Source organism: Marinilabilia sp. (genome assembly GCF_016278715.1).
Taxonomy (GTDB): Bacteria; Bacteroidota; Bacteroidia; order Bacteroidales; family Marinilabiliaceae; genus Marinilabilia.
This window is the reverse complement of sequence record NZ_JADQBH010000079.1, coordinates 45478-51477: the sequence shown is the minus strand read 5'-3', so window position 1 is coordinate 51477 and position 6000 is coordinate 45478. Positions and strand designations below refer to the sequence as shown.

General features: G+C 43.9%; 5 protein-coding genes. All 5 read left to right on the top strand.

Annotated elements, in window-relative coordinates; all coding sequences use genetic code 11:
* Nucleotides 1–1299: DUF1080 domain-containing protein (locus QZZ43_RS05235; RefSeq protein WP_291856872.1), on the top strand; the 1299-nt coding region annotated here is incomplete at its 5' end.
* A gap of 107 nt (nucleotides 1300–1406) precedes the next feature.
* Nucleotides 1407–2759, top strand: coding sequence for a Gfo/Idh/MocA family oxidoreductase (locus QZZ43_RS05230; protein ID WP_291856871.1), 1353 nt, complete (start codon nucleotides 1407–1409; stop codon nucleotides 2757–2759).
* A 25-nt stretch (nucleotides 2760–2784) separates the two neighbouring features.
* Entirely contained in the window at nucleotides 2785–3600 is an 816-nt protein-coding gene (locus tag QZZ43_RS05225; protein ID WP_291856870.1) for an FAD:protein FMN transferase, read from the top strand.
* Nucleotides 3601–3777: 177 nt separating this feature from the next.
* Entirely contained in the window at nucleotides 3778–5064 is a 1287-nt protein-coding gene (locus QZZ43_RS05220) for a Gfo/Idh/MocA family oxidoreductase (protein ID WP_291856869.1), read from the top strand.
* Between the two features lie 120 nt (nucleotides 5065–5184).
* Nucleotides 5185–5415 carry a hypothetical protein gene (locus QZZ43_RS05215; RefSeq protein ID WP_291856868.1) on the top strand — a complete coding sequence of 77 codons (231 nt, stop codon included), beginning with the start codon at nucleotides 5185–5187 and terminating at the stop codon, nucleotides 5413–5415.
* The last annotated feature ends 585 nt before the right edge of the window (nucleotides 5416–6000 follow it).

The window sequence follows — 6000 nt, the reverse complement described above, 5'->3', positions numbered from 1 at the left end:
CTGAACGGAAATGCCCCCTACGACGTGGAAGACGGGATGATTGTTGGTACATCGGTTATTAAATCTCCCAACACATTCCTGGCAACCAAGAAAGAGTACACCAATTTCATTCTTGAGTATGAAATGAAAATGGATGAAGGATTGAACTCAGGTGTTCAAATTCGCAGCCATAGTAAAAACGATTATAACAACGGTCGGGTGCACGGATTGCAGGTAGAGTGCGAAGACTCAAAGCGAGGCTGGACCGGTGGTATCTATGATGAGGCCCGGAAAGGCTGGCGATATCCATTGGACTACAACCCCGCTGCCAAAGATGCATTCAAAAAAGGTGAGTGGAACACCTTCAAAGTGGTGGCCTTCGGTCATCATATCATGACATGGGTCAATGGCGTTCCGGCATCTAATTTAGTTGAAGAAGAAATTGAAACCGGTTTTATAGCTCTCCAGGTGCATGCCATTGGCAATAACAAAGAGCTGGAAGGCAAAAAAATAAGATGGAAAAACATCCAACTAAATGAAATCACCGAAAGTGACTTCCGGAAATACAGAAACGTGGAAGCTCCGGAAGTAAGCTATCTGAAGAATCAGCTTACAGAACGCGAAAAAGCCGATGGCTGGAAACTTTTGTGGGATGGAGAAACCACCAGCGGCTGGCGGGGCGCCAAACTCGATCATTTCCCCGAAAAGGGTTGGAGCATCAATGATGGCATCCTGAAAGTTCACGCCTCAGGAGGCGATGAATCGACCAATGGTGGAGACATAGTCACCCAAAAGCAATACGCAGATTTTATCCTGATAGTTGATTTCAGCATCACAAAAGGGGCCAACAGCGGCATCAAGTATTTTGTGGATACTGAGCTAAACAAAGGAGAAGGCTCTTCCATTGGTTGCGAATTTCAGATTCTTGATGACGAGCATCATCCCGATGCAAAACTGGGAGTCGAAGGCAATCGAACCATGGCGTCCCTTTATGATCTCATCAGAGCCAACGGTTATGAATATAATCCCCATTTACCCCGAGAGAAATATGTCAATGGTTATGACAACTGGAACCGTGCGATGATTGTGGTAAATGGTAAAAAAGTTCAGCATTTCCTTAATGGCATCAAAGTAGTGGAATACGAACGTAACACCCAGATGTGGCGTGCACTGGTAGCTTACAGCAAATACAGCAAGTGGCCTAACTTTGGTGAATATGAAAAAGGAAACATCCTGCTCCAGGATCATGGCGATGAGGTGGAGTTCAGGAACATAAAGATAAAAGAGATTCGTCAGCAGTTTAAAGTCAGCAGTAATTAATCAGTACTAATTAGTTGAAATTCGGACTACTGACACACCTAGCAAACTAGCTGATACTAAGAATCTCTATTCAAACCGATTCTCATCATCTAAATAAAACCAGCACCATGAAAAAAAATAAAAACTCAAGAAGAGAATTCATCAAAAAATCGGCCTTAGGAGCGGCAGGACTTACTATTGCCGGCATGGGAATGAGCTCAAAAAGCTATGCGAGAATTATGGGCGCCAACGATCGCCTGAATGTGGCCATCATTGGCCTTGGCCGCCGACTTGGTGCCTACATTCCCCCTATCGCTTCCCCAAAAAGCAATGTTAGATTGCTTTACCTTTGCGATGTTATGCAAAGCCAAATGACTAACGCGGCCAGAAGGTTTGCGGAAGTATTGGATTACAACCCCACGCTGGAAGAAGATTTCTTCAAAGTAATAGACGACAAAGATGTGGATGCCGTATTTTTGGCCACACCCGATCACTGGCACGCACCAGGAACCTGGCTGGCAAATGCTGCCGGCAAACATGTTTATGTGGAAAAACCCTGTAGTCATAATCCTTATGAAGGAGAATTACTGGTTAAATCGCGCGACCGCTACGGAAAGGTTATACAAATGGGAAATCAGCAGCGCTCCTCTATAGAAACCAACGAAATCATTAAAGAAATCCACAACGGAGTCATCGGGGAGGTTTACATGGCCAAAGCTTTCTACAGTAACAACCGCGGCCAGGTAATCAATCCCACCAAAGCAGTTCCACCGGAAGGACTAAACTGGGAATTGTGGCAAGGCCCGGCACCCCGGAAGGCTTATGAGCACAACACCTGGGACTATAACTGGCACTGGTATGGCTGGGACTATGGAACAGCTGAAACAGGCAACAATGCCATACATGAGTTAGACGTGGCCCGATGGGCTTTACAGGTCAGTTTTCCGGAGGCCGTGATGGTCAACTCGGGTAAATATCACTGGCCCGATGATGGCTGGACGATGTACGATACCATGGATGCCACATTCCGTTTTCCCGGAAATAAAGTTATTCAGTGGGATGGCAAGAGTCGAAATTCCCACAAAACCTATGGAGCCGGGCGTGGAACCATCATTTATGGTACAGAAGGCAGTGTGTGGGTTGACCGGGGAGGATACAAACTCTTTGACCGGAATGGCAGCCTCATCAGAGAAAAACAATCAGGCAGCAGTGAAGATGGCACGCAACTGGGAGGCGGTGGCGATATGTCAACCCTGCATGCCCAGAATTTCTTCGAAGCCATCAGGGGCAAAGAAGATTTGCGTTCCCCAATCAATGAGGGAGCCACCAGCACACTACTTGGACATTTGGCCAACATCTCCTCACGTACGAGGGAGTCGCTGATTTGCGACCCAAAGAACGGACACATCACCAATAGCTACAAAGCGATGAAATTGTGGGAAAGAACTTATGAAAAAGGCTGGGAACCAAAATTCTTATAACATACACCACAAAAATGCATTCCTGATGAATACCCTGTTGGACTTTGTCCTTTGGGGTATTGACCGGGAGTTGGCTGAAATTGTTTCGGACAAAATAATGAAGCGAATAAAAGATCTACAAAAAGTTCTGGACCGCTTTGATCCAGCTTCTGAAACTTTCCAGGTCAATCAATCGGCCTATTCCGAGGAATTGAATGTAAGCCCTGTTCTTTTTGAAATAATAAAGAGAAGCGTGAAGGACTTTCACCGAACTCAAGGCTATTTCAACATCTTTGCAGGAAAGGCTTATACTGCATTAAGGGAAACGGGAAACTCCACGTCAGGGGTTCTTGCATCCAATTTTCCGGAGGAAATAATTGCCATGAACGAGTCAAAAAGCTCAATCAGGTTCCTCCATCATGAGGTATCCCTCGACTTTGGCGGAATCGGCAAAGGCCTGGCATTGGATGAAGTATCTTCGGTTCTAAACGAAATGGAAATAAAAAATGCCTTCATCTCGTTTGGTGGCAGCTCCATCCTGACCCGGGGACATCATCCACACGGAGATTACTGGCCATTTTCTTTTCAGGATCCAAACATCGGCCAGAAAATATGGCCGCTAACCAACGATGCGCTATCGATAAGCTGTGCCGAACAGGGATCAGAAAAAAAAGCACACATATTGAATCCAAAATCCGGCAGGTCATCAGAAAAAATCACCACAGGCGTTCAGAGTGAAAGTGCGACAGAGGCTGAAATACTATCCACCACATTGGTGGCTGCGCCCCCCGGGAAACATCAGGAAATTACCAGTCATTTCAATGTAAAAAGATGGGCTGTTTTTGATACTATTGTCCGTTAAAAAAATGAACCCAAAGAGGCAGAGGCGTCATTATGAGGGAGTTTCGCATCGCACCATCGTTTGTATTAGCAATTAAAAATCAAATTATCCAAAAGTTTTACGAAGTATTGTGATATTCTTTAAACACAAAATAATAATTACACACTGATTACATCAGGCCGAAAACTTAAAAGATATATGCAAGATAAATTTCAATCCAGAAGAGAATTCATCAAAAAAATTGCACTCACAGGTTCGGTGGCAACACTTGCCGCTTCACCCTGGCTCAATGCATTTGCCCACCCATCTACAGCAGGGAAAAACCCGTCAGACAGGGTGAGGCTGGCTGTCATTGGTACAGGAAGCCGCGGCAGGCAACTCTTGCGACTTTTATTTGAAATAACAAAAAGCAGCAACCTGGAAATTGCGGCCCTTTGTGATGTTTATCCGCCCCACCTCGAAGAGGCCGATAACATGTGCAAAGAGCATAATCTGAAACCGACTCTTTACAGCAATTACGAAGATTTGTTAAACAAAGAGAAAACAGATGGCGTAATAATTGCCACTCCATTGCATCAGCATGCTCATATTGCAATTGATGCAATGCGTGCAGACATTCACGTTTTTTGCGAAAAATCTATGGCTCGCACATTAGATACTACAAAAGCCATGTACGATGCCCACAAAACAACCGGAAAGATTCTTCAAATCGGGCACCAACGGCTTTTCAACCCGGTATATCTGGAGGGTATGCAACGCATACACAATGGCGACCTGGGACAATTGGGGCAAATCCGCGCCTACTGGCATAGAAACAACGACTGGCGGCGCCCGGTTCCTGACAATACCATCGAAATGGAGCGCTTCATCAACTGGCGATTGTATAAGGAATATTCAGCCGGATTACTGACTGAATTAATGTCGCACCAGATTCAGGTGGCCAACTGGGCCCTTCAAAAGACTCCGGTATCGGTAACCGGAACAGGAAGCATTGTGTACTGGAAAGACGGCCGTGAGGTGAACGACAACGTAGCGCTCATCTATTCTTACGAAGATGGCACGCAGTTTATCTATGACTCCATGACCAGCAACAAAAAATACGGTTTGGAAGAACAAATCATGGGAGATAAAGGCACCATTGAATTTGAAATGAACCGCTACTACACTGAAACGCCTCCTCCTGCGCCCGGCATACTTCAGTTGCTCAACGATATGGAATCAGGTTTTTTTGGAAAAGTGATGATTGGTGGTGCCAGTTGGGTCCCCGAAACCGCAATAAAATACAATGGCGAAACCATTATTGAAAATACGGACTTTTTTGATTCTGCTCTGCAACTGGAAGGTTTTGCCAAATTCATCAGAGCCGGGAAAGCCCCTGAAGCACTACTCCGTGAAGGATATAACGCCAGTATCTGGACGCTTTTGGGCGAAATTGCCATTGAATCAGGAGAAAAAGTAACACTTGCAGACAAATACAGGATTTAGTGGAAAGTAAATTAGCCAGTAGTTTTTAGTCAATAGTGGAGATTCCAGCAACTGACATAATCAGGAAACCATCGAAATCACATAAACAAATGACCTTAAAGCAAAAATAATCTTAGTTAGATGAGAGACATAATCATTACACCACGAAAACTGAAAAGAGAGCTTTTTATATGGCTATTTTGTTTGGTCGCTGCCACCGGACTCAACGCCTATTCAATAATCATTTACAACACCAGCTGGAGCGAATTATACACTCACATGGGATACGTTTTTGTAATCAGCATTGGCATCTATCTTATTTTGTGGATCTTTCGCGGATTGTTTTTATTAATTCTTAAACTCAAAAAATAAGGGTGGCGTTGAATATTGATGGGGAATTAGGTAAGCTGTTACCATTTTGAAATCAAAGAGGCAGTTTCAATGGAAATACCAACAGTAAGCCTCCCGCACACCTCGAACTTCTCTATAAGGGAGGTTCTTCAACCCGCAATTCTAATAAATTTAATGATTTCGAATGGTTCAAATACAGCCGGGAGGAAGACTCTACCTGACTGTTTAAGCGGGAATTCTGACAAGTTCCTACGCATCGCTTTTATTTGGTAGTTGAAAACTACAGAGATTTAAACGACGAAGTCACAGGCCTCGCGGAACGGAGAAATCCTTTGTCCATACAAGACCTTAGCACAATAATCGACTTTTGTGTCCTTGGCAAATTTGGCTAAAAGTTCGTCAGGAATTAATCCTAAAACTTTTTGAATGTTAACTTTTTGTCCGGTAAACATATTTTATTGTTATCTGACAAAAAACATGACAAAAGTTAAATTAAAACCCTAATTAACAGAAGGTTACCAGCACTCAGGCAGTTTTATGTTGATACGTAATAGATAATTAGAAATTGACAATAAAAATCTTTCGATCACCTCTAATTGCAAATCC